Origin of the sequence: Winslowiella toletana, from assembly GCF_032164335.1 — a bacterium.
GTDB lineage: Bacteria > Pseudomonadota > Gammaproteobacteria > Enterobacterales > Enterobacteriaceae > Erwinia > Erwinia toletana_A.
Genome location: NZ_CP134152.1, coordinates 4,373,191 through 4,387,854 on the forward strand (window position 1 = coordinate 4,373,191; position 14,664 = coordinate 4,387,854).

Genomic DNA, 14,664 nt, shown 5'->3' on the forward strand with positions numbered 1-14,664 from the left:
GTAGTCATTAATCAGTGATTAGCGGATGGACTGGGCGATGGATTTAGCCGATTCCGCGTTCATGCTCTGTACGCTGTTGGCCATGGTGACCGCGGTGTTGAAGTTCTGCATCAGCTGCTGCAGCTTCAGCTGGTTCTGCTGTACGAAGTCAGAGGCGCGGCCTGAATGGGATTCCAGTGCGGATTTCACGGCGGTCAGATCAGCTTTATCCAGCTTGATGGCGTCCTGCAGGGCGCTCATAATCTTTTCCATATTTCCCGCGGTGACAACTTTATCTAATGCCATTAACTCACCACCCGCGAACTCAGAGTCTGTGATAAGTGAATAGACACTCTGACCGTTGACCTTGATGCCATTGTCATCCATAAATTTAAGCAGGCCTGCAATATCCTCCTCTTTAAATTCTTGCTGACCTGACGCCAGCAGTTGTGACAGCGCTGCCAGAACGTTACCTGCGCCAGGTAATTTGGAATCCAGAAAATCATCAATACTCATACCGTTGACTTCGATGTTGTTTTCACGCATGTAAGCGATGACATCTGCCGGCAGCTCAGCCTTACTTTTACCATCCGCCAGGCCCGCCAGCAGCGCGTCAACGCGGTTAGCCATATCCTGCGCATCACGGGACACTTCGGTCTTCTTGCTCATCTGCTCGAACTTGGTGTTCGCCAGCTCGGTAAACAGCAGCATGATGCTGTCCATGGTGACCATCGCGGTGCCCATCAGCGAGGTGTTTTTGCCTGCGCTCAGGTACTCGGTGTCGCCGCTTGATTTCGGGCCAGTTGGTGCATTGAGGTTAAGATTGTTGATAGCGGTCATAATGTAATTCCCTTTATTTTAAATGTGTCTGATTAACGGCAGGCCCTTATGGCGCTGCCGGTAGTCATTAATCAGTTATTAACGGATGGACTGGGCGATCGATTTAGCCGATTCCGCGTTCATGCTCTGTACGCTGTTGGCCATGGTGACCGCGGTGTTGAAGTTCTGCATCAGCTGCTGCAGCTTCAGCTGGTTCTGCTGTACGAAGTCAGAGGCGCGGCCTGAATGGGATTCCAGCGCCGATTTTACTGCCGTCAGGTCGGCTTTATTCAGACTGGAGCCATTTTCGCTCAGAAACTTATCGATGCTCATGCCGTTGACTTCGATATTGTTGGCGCGCATATACGCGATAACGTCTTCCGGCAGATCTGCCTTGCTTTGAGCATCCGCCAGGCCCGCCAGCAGCGCGTCGACGCGGTTGGCCATATCCTGCGCATCACGGGATACTTCGGTCTTCTTGCTCATCTGCTCGAACTTGGCGTTCGCCAGCTCGGTAAACAGCAGCATGATGTTGTCCATGGTGACCATCGCGGTGCCCATCAGCGAGGTGTTTTTACCTGCGCTCAGGTACTCGGTGTCGCCGCTTGATTTCGGGCCAGTTGGAGCATTGAGATTAAGATTGTTGATAGCGGTCATCGTGTAATTCCCTTTATTTTGAATGTGTCTGGTTAACGGCAGGCCTTTATGGCGCTGCCGGTAGTCATTAATCAGTTATTAACGGATGGACTGGGCGATCGATTTAGCCGATTCCGCGTTCATGCTCTGTACGCTGTTGGCCATGGTGACCGCGGTGTTAAAGTTCTGCATCAGCTGCTGCAGCTTCAGCTGGTTCTGCTGTACGAAGTCAGAGGCGCGGCCTGAATGGGATTCCAGTGCGGATTTCACGGCGGTCAGATCAGCTTTATCCAGCAGAGGCGTTCCACCAGACTGATTCAGCCACTCAGCAGGAACGTCCTGGCCCTTTAAATGAGCAGGTATGGACTTTGGCAGGCCGCTAAGAAACTCATCAATGCTCTGGCCGTTAACTTCAATATTGTTGGCACGCATGTATTCAATCACTTCTGGCGGCAGCGATACGGTATCCTTGCTGTTCTCCAGGCCCGCCAGCAGCGCGTCAACGCGGTTAGCCATATCCTGCGCATCACGTGACACTTCGGTCTTCTTGCTCATCTGCTCGAACTTGGCGTTCGCCAGTTCGGTAAACAGCAGCATGATGCTGTCCATGGTGACCATCGCGGTGCCCATCAGCGAGGTGTTTTTGCCTGCGCTCAGGTACTCGGTGTCGCCACTTGATTTCGGGCCAGTTGGTGCGTTGAGGTTAAGATTGTTAATAGCAGTCATGATTACTCTTTCCTATTTAGATGTTTTAATTGTTTGCCAGATAATCTGTCAGGCAATGTCCGGTGTTGATGTGGCTATAATAGGCATCTGAAAAAAATAGAATTCTGTATCTGTACAAAATATTCTGTTTTTTAACAACCTCGCTCAAAAACTATTTCTCGCCACATGTCAGGTGAACACCTGATGTTCTTTTTTTTGCCTATAAAGGAAGATATTCCGGTGATTGCAGTATTCATGGGGGGAAAGATGTCAGCACTCAGATTTATTATTACCCGAAGCAGTTTGACGCTATCACTGCATGGAGAGCGCTATGTTGTACCGGCAAATAGCCTTGCAGTAACCTGCGCCAATATGCAGGTTGTCAGCGACGTCCTGCAATGTAAGCCGATCATTGTGGATTTTTCTGCCGCTGCGTTGCAGCAGCTTTATCCGGATGTTATCGAGCTAATTGAAACCGAAAGAAATAACACTTTCAGTCGCAATAACGTAAAAGTTATTAAGGCGGAAAATGATGTTATCGATGTATTTTCTTCACTTTCAAATTTATCACCAGACAGCTTTTTATATTTTTCATATATCTATTGCCTGAGTCTGGACAGAAACTATTTTTCGGCACTGTTGAAAAGTAGTATTTCCGGTAATAAAGCTTTTTGTCATTTTATTGAAACAAACTTTATGCAGCCGTGGTCGGTGGCGCAATTAGCCGAAGAGATAGGTTTACCACTGCGCAAATTTAACCAGCAGTTTCAGGATGTGTACGGTAAACCGGCCAAACGCTGGTTACTGGAGCGGCGGCTGGAGCATGCGAAAAGGTTGCTGAGCAGTACGCCGATGCGGGTGCTGGATATCGCTCTGGAGTGTGGATTTTCCAATCATGCGCACTTTACCGACAGTTTCCGCCGCAATTTCATGTGCAGCCCGAAACAATTTCGCTATCAGTCGCACGGCAAAGTCGACAATGACGGAATTTTGAATGGAGAAGAATAACCACTATGGATATTGAAGCTATTACTAACCAGCTTTCACAACTGGTTGATAAAGCGGGTAATGAAGTGCAGTCAAAAGTCACCGCTGCGGATTTTAACGATCCGGCAAAAATGTTGCAGGCTCAGTTTGCCATTCAGCAATATTCGACTTTTGTCAGCTATGAGAGCGCGATTATGCGTGCGGTAAAAGACATGCTGGCAGGGATTATTCAGAAAATATGATGATGCTCGATCGCGAATTACGCCAGCTGCTGGTGGAAACCAGCCTGATGGCAGTGAATCACGGTTTCTTTCCTCAGGCACAAGCGGTCCGCGAGGCTTTACCCTGGCTAACCGACAATCAACAGGCGCGATGCATCGTTGAATCTACCCTGCTGATTGGGCTTGGCGACAGCAAAACCGCCCTTGCACTGCTGAAAGATAATGATTCAGCCGAAGCTGACATGCTGCGGCGCTTGACTGCCAGCAGCGTCGATACCTCTTTGCCCGTTTGGGGCCATCCAAAATAACGTTTATCAGGAGCTATACATCATGGAAATTGACGCAATCCAACTGAACACTCTGCAAGCCACTCAGGATCATATCGTTACGCCGCCTGATGCCGCAGACGTCGACGCCTTTACCCGCGCGATGTTTGGCAACATGCTGATCACCCCGGACGAAATGGCGACGGCCCAACTGCAGAAAAAATCCATTGCTGTGCATCAGGCGATAGAGGGCGCGAAGCCCACTGCAGAAATCATCAGCAGTCCTGCTGAAATGATGGCGGTGAAATCAGCATTGTCCAAGTCACTGCTGGAAGTGGAGTTAACCGCCAAAGTTGCGGGCTCACTGGGGCAAGGCATTAACAAACTGGTGAGCATGCAATGATAGCTTCCGTGAAGCGGTACGGTTTGCTGGCGCTGCTGGCGCTATGTTTAACCGGCTGTAAAGTGGAACTCTACAGCGGACTCTCTGAAGCCGAAGCGAATCAGATGCTGGCATTGTTAATGCTGCGTGATATCGACAGTGAGAAACAGGTGATCAAGGAAGGCAACGTGGCGATTAAGGTAGAGAAAAGCCAGTTTGTCGATGCGGTGGAAGCACTGCGTCAGCATGGTTTACCCGCGCGCCGCACCGAAAGCATGAACGATCTGTTTCCTTCCGGCCAGCTGGTAATGTCACCGGTGCAGGAGCAGGCCAAAATAAACTATCTGAAGGAACAGCTGCTGGAAAAAATGCTGCGCGGCATGGATGGTGTGGTGAATGCTCAGGTTTCAATTGCAGAAAGCGTCAGCCATAACCGACGTGAAACGCCGGTTCCTTCGGCATCGGTGTTTGTAAAACATACTCCTGGCATTAATATGCAGAGTCGCGAGAATGACATCAGAAGCTTGATTCAGAACGGCATCCCGAATCTGCGTGCAGAGAATATTTCAGTGGTGTTGCAAGCCACAGATTATCGCTATCAGCGCGCATTGCCGGTTTCTGAGCAACCATCACCCTGGTGGCATGACCGTAAACTGTGGCTGGTCGCAGCACTGGTGCTGGTGATATCAGCCGCCACAGGAGCCCTTCTGCTGCGCCGCAGGAAAACTGCATCATGAATGCGGTGATCACCGCTCCGTTACAGCGTTTGCATCAGCTTAGCTGGCAGGCGGGTGAGTGGATGGATGAGGGGTGGTGGCAGGCACTGTCACTGGCCCCCTGGCAACACTGCTATCAACGTTATCCTGCGTCGCGCGGTCGGTTGAATCACTTAATCGCCCGGCGTTGCCGGGAAACACTTAGCCCACTGCCCGCCAGTCTGAGCGCACAACAGTTACAGCTACTGTCACTGGAGGAACAGTTGCCACGGCTGTGTACCGCGTTGGGGCTACTGGCCATCGCCTGCCCGGACTATTTGCTGCTGGGTGAGTACCGACGCCAGCTATCGCTAAGTCTCGGGGAGCGCGGATGCGATCAGCTATTGGTACTGGGTTCATTCACCACTCCGCCGCTCGGGATGCTGACCGCTGAACAGTTACCCGCGGCGGCTCAGGCCCGGGGAATTGGCTGGTTGCGCAGTGCCGCACAACAATGTCCGGTGATTGCCGCGCTGCAAATGGTATTACCCCCGGCAGAGGTAGCCTCTGAACCCCAGTTGGGATCGCCGGTTCCCTGGTTGCTACGCATAGGACGATTTTTATGACTCTCTTAACCATACCGGTTACCCGCCTGACGGTAGCCGCTCCTGCTGGCACGTTGATTCATGCCAGTCAACTGGCGGAGTTTCTGGCGGCAGAAGATATTATTGCGGCGGCCCAGGCCCAGGCGGAGCAGATTTTGCAACGCGCTGAACTGGATGCCGAACATCTGCAGCAATATTGTGATAAAGCACAAGAAGCCGCCAGGCAAGAAGGATTAATGCAGGTTGAGGAAGAAGCGCCCGCGCTACGTCAACAAGCGGTCGCCGATACCATCCAATGGCTGATTGAGACGCATGAGGTTGAACGCCGCGTGGTCGAACAGCTCGAAGTTCGCTTGCGTCGCATCATGGTGCAGGTGTTTGAAGAGTTTTATGGTCAGCAGAATGACGCCAGATTGTTGATGGCGCACCTGCACCGGCATATTGACGCCCTGCTGGATGAAGCCACCGGCACGCTGCATGTCAATGAGTCACAGTATGATGAGTTGCGTCAGGCTTTTGTCACCCATCCACAATTGCGAGTTAAGCCAGATGCGCGGCTGCAACCCGGCGAAGCGAGGCTGAATACTTCTCTGGTTTCGCTATATCTGAATCTTGACGAGCAGTTGCAGTCAATACTTTCCCGCCTGGAACAACTGAGTCAGGAGTCAGCAGATGATCAACAAGATTGAGGCCGGTGGCCACCGCCCACATCATCAGGTGAACAACGTACAGCAATCGCAGCAACTGCGCGCTGATCGCAACGCCTCGCAAGTGATTCCGGCCCAGTCGGTAATGAATATCGCCAAAAGCGCCTTGGGCAGCGATGTTATGACCCTGCAAGGGATGCCAACCGATCTTGATGCGATGCAGGAAACCCAGGAAAACATCGGTTTTGCGCTTGCCGGACGCTCCAGCAGTACCTCTGGCAGCGCCTCAACCGGCAATGAACGTGCACGCCCGCGCGCGATGGTTCAGCGGCTGGCGCGGCAAGTGGCCGCCGTTGCGCCGAATCAGCTGGAAGATTTACGTCAGCGCATCCCGGCGATTGAACAGGTTGATGAAGTCGACGACCTGCTCAACTCAATGCGGCAACATCACATGGACGCCGGAGAGATGGTGCTGCTGCTGGGCGCGATGCTTAATGACTCCGATCTCAGCCCGGCGCGACGCCAACGCCTTGAACTGGCGCTGGAACGGGCAATGGATGAAGAAGACTGGGTGCTGAAACTGTTCGGCTTTCTGGAATTCGGTGCCGTGGGCCCTGACGGCCTGGCTGAACTGCGTCGCCTTTATCAGCGCGCCGCCAGCCGCGAGTCTGGTCTTTCATACTGGTTTTCTCAGTTCAGCCAATTGCAGGATCGCCAGCGTAAGCTGAAAACCCTCATTCGCGCCCTGTCGTTTGAATTGTCCGCCGAATTCGGCATCAGTGGTATTCGTCTTGGCGCGGTGATTACCGATTTGAAGCGTATTTTACAGTTTCTCACTGTTGAAGATCACTGCAAGCGGATGGCCAAGGCGCTCAATGTCCCTGATGTGGATGGCGATCGTATTACCTCGGAGCTACTGGAAATTATGCAGCAGTCGTGGGTCTATCCCGACTGGCTGAAAGAACGCGCCAGCCAGATGCTGCCCGAGGGCTTCAGCCAGCATGGTTATGCCCGCCGTATGGTTGACCTGGTAAAACTGCTGCCCGATGACTGTTTTGAAGATATTGAACAGCGAGAGACCGTTTTACAGGCTTTTTCTGAGTATCAGGAAAAGCTGGTCGATGAAGAAGAGTGGTAACGACCAGCGGCAATGGCATTTTTGCCATTGCCGCCCGATTTATAACTCACTCATCAGAGCCAAAACCATTCCGCTTCCGCATTTGAGTCTCTGTCTGAGTCGTCGCGGATGTCTTAACCGGTGTATTAAGCGCTTTGGCATGCGCTTCCAGAAACTCATTATGCATCTTCTGAATACCCAATTCCTTTTTCACTTTTCCTTTCAGGGCGTTATCGGCATTAAAGGTGTTAACCGCAAGGTCTAACGCAGGCTTAGCGGTAGCAATGACACGAGCAACCGTTGGCATAACGCCGGTGGCAGCGCTGGCCGGTAGCCAGCTGGCTAACACGGCTGGCGTACCACTCACGACAGCCCGCGCGACTCCAGAAAAGTAGGTAGCAACTTTCTCGGATTGATCTGCGGAAAGACGGCATTTCAGGGCTAACTGATTTACCGCATTGCCAATGGAGTCCGCACCCAAAGTCAGCCCGCCATTCCTTTCCGCTTCGGGCTTCTTCTTATCGTGTACTTCATAGGCGGCGCAGCCCACATCCATCAGAGCCACGGCTTCAGCCGCCGCATTTGCTGCAGCTAACAGGCCAGTGCCACCAATCCCCGACGTTACCAGTGCCGCTGTCGCCGTTACGGCACCGATAACCTTGGTGACCAGGGTATTGGTATCGATCCTCAGCTCAACTTCCTGCGAGTACGCCGTAATACGGGCCTTCTGATCGTTTAAAAAGTCAGGCTCCAGCGCTTTGGACGGAACAGAAGCTGTCGGTTTCACTATGCCGCTTTCGCTGGCTGAGGGAAATTCTCCGCCAGTACTATTGGTGACCATTTTTATGCTCACCTCGTCTGACTTGGCGGCGTAATGTACCGGAAGGGTATATCCGGTTGCGGGTGACAACATAACACTCTCCTTAGCTTGTTAATTATCCATTTAATTCAGTTAGTTGATCTTCCGCTTGCTTACGTAAATCCTCATAACGCGCATCGCTATTCGCCCTTTCAAAGCACAGAGCGATAGTCACATTGAAGATTTCCCGCGCCCCTTCTACCTCACCGACAGCTTGCAAGCAGTTGGCAATATGAAAAGGAGCAAAGGGATCGCTGGGCTGCATCTGTACGGCATAGCTGAAAAGTTTCAGGGCATGAGCATATTCACCTTGCTGTTTAAGGGCACAGGCAAAAGCAAAAATATTGCGGCGGGCAGCGGGGTCCAGCTGCGCGACCAGCGCAAAAAAATCGGTAGCCATCTCCAGATTACCCTCTTCCCACGCCTGATAACCCTGCGCATAGAGATCCTCCAGCTGCTGTGGTGAAATATTACACAGCTCAGCAAGCGAGGTTTTTCCTGCAAGCAGTGCGTCGACATCTGCGGCAAGCGCGTCCGTCGGAGTGTCAGTATCAGGGACAAGCGATGAATTCAGGTCAGGTCGTTGCATATTATTTTCCCGGATTAGGTTGATGCTATCTGATGGTCGGCGTTGCTTGTTTTCTGCGCTACTCATCTTAAACATCCCACTTACAGAGGCTGATTCCTTCTGTTTTTCCTGAGAAATTTGGGTTTTTTGACATGCTGTAATGAAAGTACAAAAGGAATTTATGGAGGAGGAAGGGAAAGCTTCGACGAATACGCACCACAAAAAAAAACACCGCCAGTTGGCGGTGTTTTTTATGCTGAGCTACAACTTGTCAACTGCGTCCCGTTGTAGCCAGTCGCCACTTTCGATGCGTTGCCGACCGGCAACAGAACGCTGATACACATACAGCCAGGCACTACCGTACGGCGTCTGCACCAGCTGACGCTTGTACTCTCCGCCTTTGGAACGCAGGGCATCCAGTTCACCCAACATGGCGGCATCGATCCGGTAAACTTCGCAATAAACCTGGCCCGATCCTTGAACCACGCCAGGGTAATGGCCCAGACTGTAGAGCTCATAGCCTTCGATCAGATGATCGCCCAGCCATTGCCCGTTAGTCATCCAGTGACTGTTACCCTGCTTGCGCCGTAAACTGCCGTAGACAATTATTCGCATTGCTAAAACTCAAACTGATAGAGCACATCTAGTGCCTGATCAATACCAGACACCGCTTCCAAATAGAATTTCGGCATAAGGCGATAACGCAAGGTTAACGTCGCCAGTGAATCAAATATGCCAACACCGTATTTCACCTGCAGACCCGGCAGCACATAGCCACTGACCTGCACCTGCTGACTGTCGCCAACACCTGCCGTATCAAGTGCCAGGTTACTGACGCCGAATGTCTCGCCGATTTTACCCATAACCTGCCCACTTTGTGCAACCCCTAAACCGACCAGGGCTGAAGTTAGCGCATTACCGTCGCCATCCGAATTGAGTCCCTGACCACGTAACAGGTAGGACAAGGCTTCCTGCTGTGACATCGCCGGGTCGGCGAAGATCTCAACTTTCGGCTCATCGGCCAGGCCTGTGACGCGCAGCCCGGCGGTCACGTCATTTTCAGTGGCTTCCGGATTACGGATGGCTTCGAGGTTAAGATACGGCTGATCTGGCGGTCCGGCAAACTGTAGCTCACCTTTACGCACGATAAGATCCTGACCGTAGGCGTGGAAGCGACCAGATGGAATGTTAATCTGGCCATTCAGCCCCAGCCCGCGTTTATCCTGAACCAGCTTCAGATCGCCATTCAGTCGGGCTTTCAGGCCAAAGGCGTCAAGACGAACATCATTGCCGATATGAATCACCAGATTACTGTTGATCGGAATCGCGGCAGATTTTGGTGCAATCGGCTGCAGATTTTGATCCAGCATCACCTCATCAGACGAAACTCCAACCGCACTTTCCGGTACTTCCTGCACGGTAATCCGCGCCCACGGAATATCTACCCGACCATCCAGATTAAACATCGATGGCGTCGCCTGGAATACCAGATCCGGCGAGACATCCATCCGCACCATTGGCGGCACGGTTACGCGAACCCGGTTGCCCTTCGCCGCAACGCGCGCGCGCCAGTTATCCAGCTGGCTCCAGTCGGCATCACCATTCAGGTTGATCTGCCCTTGCGAGGTCTGAATTAAGCCCTCCAGCGTCGAGCTCATACCGTTAAACAGCATCGTCAGATTGGCACTGGTGAGATCGACCGGCATAAAGTTACCGTCGACATCGACATTGCGCAGCGCCAGCTGGCCAAATACCTGCGGGCGTTGCAGATTACCGCCAAGACGCAGGCCGGCGTTCAGCACGCCAGCCACTTTCTCACCCTGCATCAGCGCGGGATTCAGCATCGCCAACGACAGATCGGTAATATTTACGTTACCGGATAAGGTGCGACGACCTTCAGGATCGGCAATTTGTACATTACCATCCAGCTGGCCATTGTTGGCAATACGGATTAACCAGTCGAGCTGGGCGCGACCGTTGCGTAACGCCGCATTCAGGTTAAGAGTATTGAAAGCAATCGGCAGCGTGTTGCCCTGCACATCCTGCTCGAGCTTAACACCATTCCCTTTCAGTGAGACCCGCCCCTGCGGCAGGCCGCCATTGGCCGTCCAGCTGACTTCGGCATCACCGTTAAATACGCCGCTCAGCGCGGTTTCCTCAGGCATGAAAGGTTTGATCATCGCCAGGTCAAAACGGTTCAGCACCACGCGCGCATGGCCGCTCGGGCCAGCCTCGATGGTTTGCGGCACGCAGAGCTGCGCATTCGGATTCTGCCAGCAGTGCGCGCCAATACTGGCAGTCTGAGTGCTGTTGAGATAATCGATGGTCATCGCGCGTGACAAACGCCACTCACCCACCGGCGTATCGAAGCGGGTATTGTTCAGTGAACCTTTCCAGCGCTGCTCTTTGCGATCAAAACTGCCACTCAGCGCCAGCTGACCGGAAACCGGCTCGCCCTGCACATTCAGTTTCAGCTGATGCTGCTTTTCATTACCGTCGGCGTTCAGCGTCAGCAGATTAATAGCCAGCGCATCCTGCTTCAGTTGTTCAACGCGGATCGCCAGTTTGCCCTGAATCTGATCGCTGGAGCGCACATCACCGTCAACTTTCACCCGACCAATACTCATCTGCTGCCAGCGTAAGCCGGTCGCAGTCAGGTCAGCCAGTAACTGTGGCGCTTCCAGGTTGCCGCGTGCCTTGATATTGCCCTTCACTACGCCGCCCAGTCCCGGTAGCGCATTATCGAGATGCTGGGCGTCGATATCCGCATCCAGATTCAGTGTTTCACCGAGTGAACCTTTGACGTTGACGTTGTTGCGACCAAGCACCAGCTTGATGCCGGGAATGTCCCACTGGTTATAGCTATTGCCATACAGTGAGCCATTGGCGGTAACCGCGTTCTGCTTCACATTGCCACGCAGTGCCAGTTCCGGAACCCGCACCTGCCAGCTGCCGCCGTACAGACTGCCTCGGGTGGTAATTTTACCGTCCAGTTTTGCCGGCCAGTCAGGATACTGTTTCGCCGTGTTGATGCCGGCGAGCGTTAACTCACTGCGCCAGCTAATCGCTTTGCTCCAGTCCACCACCGCCGTGAGGTCGGTATTGCCCTGCAGCGCGGCCAGACGCAGTTTATCGAGGGTAAACTGCTCGATATTGCCCTTACCGTCCAGCGTCACTGTGGCAGGAGGGATGGCTTCGCCCTTCAGCGCCGTACGCAGCGACATCACGTAATCCGTCGCCTTACCGCTGAATTTGAAGTTGAAATTATCGGCCTGGTACTGCACCGGTCCGGTCAGTGGCCAGCGAAATTGCGGGCTACTGAGCGTCATTTCCAGCGGTAGACCCACCTGTGCCAGTTCAGTTTGCGCATCAAGCTGAGCCGGTATTGGCCCGGATAGATTCAGCGCCAGCTTCAGTTGGTCGCGCATCTCGCCGCCGAGCGTCAGTTTGATCTTTTCGCCTTTCAGCGGATCGATATTTAGCGTGCTGTTGACGGTAAAATCTAGCGGCCAGTTATCCGACAGCTGTGCCTGACCGCTGGCATTCAGCAGCCCCTGCGGCGAATCCACGTCCAGCGTTTCAAGATGCAGCAGGCGATCTTCGGTTTTCGCTTTCAGTAACAGACGGTTAACCAGAATATCGGTGTCACCAGTGATGCGCAGCTGTTCGCCAACCACCTCCTGCACATTAATATCCAGCGGCAGGCGGAAATCTGGCAATTCCGGCAGCAGGGGTTGCGCAAACATCTCCTGCAGCGTTTCACCTAAAGGCTTTTCGCCAGCTTGCGGCTGCTGGACTTTTGGCTGCACCACCTGCTCATCGGCCACTTTGGCCGCCTTAGGCAGCGCCACCAGCAGGCTCTGAATGCGGGTCGGGGTTAAGGTCATCGCACGACCTTGCCAGTTCATCCCGGTAGAAAAATCGAGCAGAGAAACGGTGGTATCATCGATTTTCACGTTGATGTTATGCAGCGCCACGCGGCGTAAAGTCAGCGGATAAGGCGTGGAGAGATCGCCCATTGCGCTCTCTTCCTGCGGCGCAGGCTCGGCCGAAGGTGCCATTTTCTTGCTGTCGACGACGACGTTAACGTCTTTCAGCGACAGATCGTTGATACAAAACGCCGAACGCTTCAGGCAGCCGAGCTGCACCGCAAGGTGAAATTCTCCGGCATTTACCGTCACGCCCGGCATTTCATACTGAATACCGCTTAGCGTCAGGTTGCGCCAGCCACCGTCGACCTGCTTAATTTCCAGCCCCGGCACCCAGCGCGAGGCACCGTTAAGCAACAGATGCAGCCCGGTAGTGGTACCAATTAAAAACGCCACGCCGCCAAGCAGCAGCAGGATAAAAATCAGAATGCCAATCAGGACCTTCTTCCAGCGACTCATAGTTCAGGCCCCAGTCCAATGTAAAACTGCAATCCATGTTCCTCTCTGTCACCAATCGGTCGGGCAATATCGAGCTTGATCGGCCCAACCGGAGACTGCCAGCGCACGCCAAAACCGGCGCCGGTTTTAAAGTCATCCTTTTTGATGTCATTCACCGCTTCACCGGAGTCAACGAACACCGCGCCCCACCATTTGCCAGTGACGTTGTACTGATATTCCAGCGAGCCGGTGACCAGTTTCGAGGCACCGGTCAGCTTGCCTTCACTGTCACGCGGTGAAATGCCTTTGAATTTATAGCCGCGAATGCTGCGGTCGCCACCGGCGAAGAAGCGCAGATCCGGCGGTACGCGCTCAAAGTCATTGGTTTCGATCCAGCCAAGGTTGCCACGCGCCACAAAGCGGTGCTTTTCGGCCAGCGTACGGATCCAGACGTTTTGCGCCTGCAACACCGCAAAGTCGACGTCTGAGCCCCAGGTGGTGTCGGAGACATCGACCGAGTAACGCTGCGAGTCGCCCCAGACCGGCATCAGGCCACCGCGCGAGCGGGTACGGTTAATACTCAGGCCCGGATAAAGCAGCATGGTGGTGTTCGTCACGCTGCCCTGGGTAAAGTGATCGAGACTCCAGCGCAGGTTAATCGCTTTCTGCCAGCCGCTGCTCAGATCCCAGTAACGGGAAACGGCCAGGGTGGTGGAATCTGCTTTGGTATCATTCAGGTCAGTACGTTTCACCCCGCCCTGCAGCAGATAATATTGCTCAAGCGGGCTTTTTAGCAGCGGAACTTTGTAGCTGAAATCGAGCTGCTGTTCCGGCGCAGAGATATTAGCGCTGGTGGCAAAGCTATGGCCGCGCGAGTTGACCCACGGCTTTTTCCACGTTGCTTTGACACGCGGACCGACGTCAGTTGAGTAGCCAACACCGGTTTCAATGGTGTTCTCAGTACGTGGCGAGACCACGCCATTCAGTGGCAACACTTTGCTTTCGCGCGCTTCAGCAAATTCTGGCGCAACGACCACGGAATTAAACCAGCCGGTCGCGGATAAGCGACGATTCAGCTCGGACAGATCGCGTGAACTGTAGTAGTCGCCTTTTTTAAACGGCACCAGATTTTGCAAATACTCTTCGCGGATCTGCGAGCCTTCAAAACTAACATCGCCGAAGCGGTAACGCTGACCGCTGTCATAATCAATATCCCAGAACGCTTCGTGGCGCTCTACTGAGACGCCGAGTTGGCTTTTGAGGAATTCGCCATCAAAATAGCCATTGCGCAGCGCGAGATTGGTGAAGTTACTTTTGAAGCTGTCGAATTTGCCGTGATTGAGAATGGTGCCATCAGCGGGTGTCCCCTCGCGCACCATTCTGAGGTAGTCCTCATCATTACGTGCCTCACCGCGCAATATCACCGTCGTACCGGCGATTCTCACCGGTTCACCGGCTTTCACCCGGGCAATCAGTACCGGACGGCCGCCCTCAGCCGGCGCGGGGCGCATCTCAAAATCGATATCGGGTTGGTAGTAACCCAGCGCGCGCAAACCTTCCTTTATCGCATTCGAAACGCGTGCACGAAAGCGCCCGTCAGCAGAGATTTCATCAGTGCTGATGGTTGAAAGACGTGCCCTGACGTTTTTTTGTAAATCCCCGGATAAACCTTCAACCTGCAAGCGGATAGTCGCGGCCTGTGTCACAGGCGCGGCAATCAGCAGACAGTACATGCAGTACACATGAATTCGTGGCACGCTTACTCCTGTTTCTCTTGCCAGCCCTTGTTCCAGATGGGCGAATCGTTATAT

16 protein-coding genes are annotated in these 14,664 nt (G+C 53.4%); 8 read left to right on the forward strand and 8 right to left on the reverse strand.

All coding sequences use genetic code 11. The features are described from left to right. Positions 1-18: 18 nt before the first annotated feature. From RIN69_RS19845 to RIN69_RS19855, 3 genes are all read right to left on the reverse strand, one after another. Positions 19-819, reverse strand: coding sequence for a hypothetical protein (locus RIN69_RS19845; RefSeq protein WP_313854004.1), 801 nt, complete (start codon positions 817-819; stop codon positions 19-21). A 78-nt stretch (positions 820-897) separates the two neighbouring features. After that, positions 898-1,455, reverse strand: coding sequence for a type III secretion system translocon protein SseB (gene sseB / locus RIN69_RS19850; RefSeq protein ID WP_313854007.1), 558 nt, complete (start codon positions 1,453-1,455; stop codon positions 898-900). 78 nt (positions 1,456-1,533) lie between these two features. Next, positions 1,534-2,160, reverse strand: coding sequence for a hypothetical protein (locus tag RIN69_RS19855; RefSeq protein WP_313854010.1), 627 nt, complete (start codon positions 2,158-2,160; stop codon positions 1,534-1,536). Between the two features lie 246 nt (positions 2,161-2,406). Between RIN69_RS19855 and RIN69_RS19860 the strand changes: the two genes are divergently transcribed. Genes RIN69_RS19860 through sctW form a run of 8 tightly spaced genes read left to right on the forward strand, consistent with a single transcriptional unit; the run spans position 2,407 to position 7,080 of the window. After that, a complete protein-coding gene (locus tag RIN69_RS19860) occupies positions 2,407-3,147 on the forward strand; it encodes a helix-turn-helix transcriptional regulator (RefSeq protein ID WP_313854012.1) in 741 nt (246 codons plus the stop codon). A 5-nt stretch (positions 3,148-3,152) separates the two neighbouring features. Then, positions 3,153-3,368 carry a type III secretion system needle filament subunit SctF gene (gene sctF, locus RIN69_RS19865; RefSeq protein WP_052898860.1) on the forward strand — a complete coding sequence of 72 codons (216 nt, stop codon included), beginning with the start codon at positions 3,153-3,155 and terminating at the stop codon, positions 3,366-3,368. Then, on the forward strand, positions 3,365-3,655 hold the full coding sequence (locus RIN69_RS19870) for an EscG/YscG/SsaH family type III secretion system needle protein co-chaperone (protein ID WP_313854015.1): 291 nt from the start codon (positions 3,365-3,367) through the stop codon (positions 3,653-3,655). The genes sctF and RIN69_RS19870 overlap by 4 nt, the downstream gene beginning before the upstream one ends. Positions 3,656-3,677: 22 nt before the next feature. Further along, on the forward strand, positions 3,678-4,016 hold the full coding sequence (gene sctI / locus RIN69_RS19875; RefSeq protein WP_313854017.1) for a type III secretion system inner rod subunit SctI: 339 nt from the start codon (positions 3,678-3,680) through the stop codon (positions 4,014-4,016). Then, positions 4,013-4,732 carry a type III secretion system inner membrane ring lipoprotein SctJ gene (gene sctJ, locus RIN69_RS19880; RefSeq protein ID WP_313854020.1) on the forward strand — a complete coding sequence of 240 codons (720 nt, stop codon included), beginning with the start codon at positions 4,013-4,015 and terminating at the stop codon, positions 4,730-4,732. Before sctI ends, sctJ begins: the two co-directional genes overlap by 4 nt. Then, the gene (locus tag RIN69_RS19885) at positions 4,729-5,316 is read left to right on the forward strand and encodes a type III secretion system domain-containing protein (protein WP_313854022.1); all 588 of its coding nucleotides are present in this window, start codon (positions 4,729-4,731) and stop codon (positions 5,314-5,316) included. The genes sctJ and RIN69_RS19885 overlap by 4 nt, the downstream gene beginning before the upstream one ends. Then, positions 5,313-5,984 (forward strand): FliH/SctL family protein, encoded by a 672-nt coding sequence (locus tag RIN69_RS19890; protein WP_313854025.1) that lies wholly within the window; start codon positions 5,313-5,315, stop codon positions 5,982-5,984. The genes RIN69_RS19885 and RIN69_RS19890 overlap by 4 nt, the downstream gene beginning before the upstream one ends. After that, positions 5,968-7,080: a type III secretion system gatekeeper subunit SctW gene (gene sctW / locus RIN69_RS19895; RefSeq protein WP_313854027.1), complete on the forward strand. Its 1,113-nt coding sequence runs from the start codon at positions 5,968-5,970 to the stop codon at positions 7,078-7,080. Before RIN69_RS19890 ends, sctW begins: the two co-directional genes overlap by 17 nt. A 46-nt stretch (positions 7,081-7,126) precedes the next feature. On the opposite strand, the gene RIN69_RS19900 is transcribed toward sctW, so the two are convergent. From RIN69_RS19900 to tamA, 5 genes are read right to left on the reverse strand one after another with little or no spacing between them, the layout of a single operon-like run. Next, entirely contained in the window at positions 7,127-7,972 is an 846-nt protein-coding gene (locus RIN69_RS19900; RefSeq protein ID WP_313854029.1) for a hypothetical protein, read from the reverse strand. 22 nt (positions 7,973-7,994) lie between these two features. Next, positions 7,995-8,708, reverse strand: coding sequence for a tetratricopeptide repeat protein (locus tag RIN69_RS19905; RefSeq protein WP_313854031.1), 714 nt, complete (start codon positions 8,706-8,708; stop codon positions 7,995-7,997). 39 nt (positions 8,709-8,747) lie between these two features. After that, positions 8,748-9,101: a gamma-glutamylcyclotransferase family protein gene (locus RIN69_RS19910; RefSeq protein WP_313854033.1), complete on the reverse strand. Its 354-nt coding sequence runs from the start codon at positions 9,099-9,101 to the stop codon at positions 8,748-8,750. A 2-nt stretch (positions 9,102-9,103) separates the two neighbouring features. Then, positions 9,104-12,874, reverse strand: a complete 3,771-nt coding sequence (gene tamB / locus RIN69_RS19915; protein ID WP_313854035.1) for an autotransporter assembly complex protein TamB — start codon at positions 12,872-12,874, stop codon at positions 9,104-9,106. Next, positions 12,871-14,586, reverse strand: a complete 1,716-nt coding sequence (gene tamA, locus RIN69_RS19920) for an autotransporter assembly complex protein TamA (RefSeq protein WP_313857818.1) — start codon at positions 14,584-14,586, stop codon at positions 12,871-12,873. The genes tamB and tamA overlap by 4 nt, the downstream gene beginning before the upstream one ends. Positions 14,587-14,664 lie beyond the last annotated feature (78 nt).